Annotated in this window: 2 protein-coding genes; both read left to right on the plus strand. The window is 73.6% G+C overall.

Annotated elements, in window-relative coordinates:
* Positions 1-952, plus strand: a 952-nt coding sequence (locus tag NQO67_RS43450) for a KR domain-containing protein (RefSeq protein WP_255956189.1), incomplete at its 5' end; no start/stop codon positions are given.
* Positions 945-1196, plus strand: a 252-nt coding sequence (locus NQO67_RS43455; RefSeq protein ID WP_255956190.1) for a polyketide synthase docking domain-containing protein, incomplete at its 3' end; no start/stop codon positions are given. The genes NQO67_RS43450 and NQO67_RS43455, both read left to right, overlap by 8 nt.

The following is a 1196-nucleotide window of genomic DNA, read 5'->3' on the forward strand; positions in this document are numbered from 1 at the left end:
GTCGATCGCGGGCGCGATCGGCAACCCCGGGCAGGCCAACTACGCGGCGGCCAACACCTTCCTGGACGCGCTCGCCCAGCACCGCCACGCGCACGGCCTGCCCGCGACGTCCCTGGCCTGGGGGCTGTGGGAGGCGGACGGGGGCATGGCGGGCTCCCTCGACGAGGTGGGCAAGGCCCGTCTCAACCGGGGCGGCATCGTGCCCCTGCCGGTCGAACGGGGCCTGGAACTCCTCGACATCGCCCTGGCGCAGGACCCCGCCCTGTACGTGCCCGCCCGGCTCGACACCGCCGGCTTCCCGGACACCGTGGAAGCCACCCAGCCGGTGCTGCGCGGACTGCGCCGCCCCGCGGTGCGCCGCACGGCACGGGACACCGCCGAGCCGGCGGGCTTCGAGCAGCGGCTGGCCGGGCGTACCGAGGACGAGCAGCACCGGATGCTCCTGGACCACATCCTGGACAGGCTCGCCTCCGCCGTCGGGCACACCTCGGCCGGGGCCGTCGACGGCGAGGCCGGGTTCATGGACACCGGGCTCGACTCGCTGACCGCGGTGGAGTTCCGCAACACGCTCAACCGCGACACCGGCCTCAGGCTGCCCGCCACGGCGCTCTTCGACTACCCGACCCCGACGGAGCTGGCCGCCCACCTGCGGACCGAGCTGGCGCCGGACGCCGCCGAACCCGTGCTGCCGTTCGCCGCCGACCTCGACCGCATCGAGGCCGCGCTGCCGACGCTGTTCCCGCAGGCACGCGACGACCTGGCGGCGCGCCTCCAGGGCTTCCTGACCAGGCTCACCGCGGGACAGCGGGTGGCAGGGCCGGCAGGTGGGACGTCGGCAGACCCGGTCGAGACGGCCGTGGTCGAGACCGGCACCGACATCGAGTCCGCCACCGACGACGAGATCTTCAACATCATCGACAACGAGCTGGGACTGGGGTCACACGGTGAATGAGGACAAGCTCCGCGACTACCTGAAGCGTGTCACCGCCGACCTCCAGAAGACCCGGCAGCGGCTGCACGAGATCGAGTCCGACCGGTCGGCGCCCATCGCGATCGTCGGCGCCGGCTGCCGCTTCCCCGGCGGCGTCACCTCGCCGGACGGCCTCTGGAACCTGGTGGCCGACGGCACCGACGCCGTCGGTGACTTCCCCACGGGCCGCGGCTGGGACGTCGAGAACCTGTACGACCCGGATCCG

It is taken from the genome of Streptomyces odontomachi, from assembly GCF_024435355.1.
GTDB classification, from domain to species: domain Bacteria; phylum Actinomycetota; class Actinomycetes; order Streptomycetales; family Streptomycetaceae; genus Streptomyces; species Streptomyces odontomachi.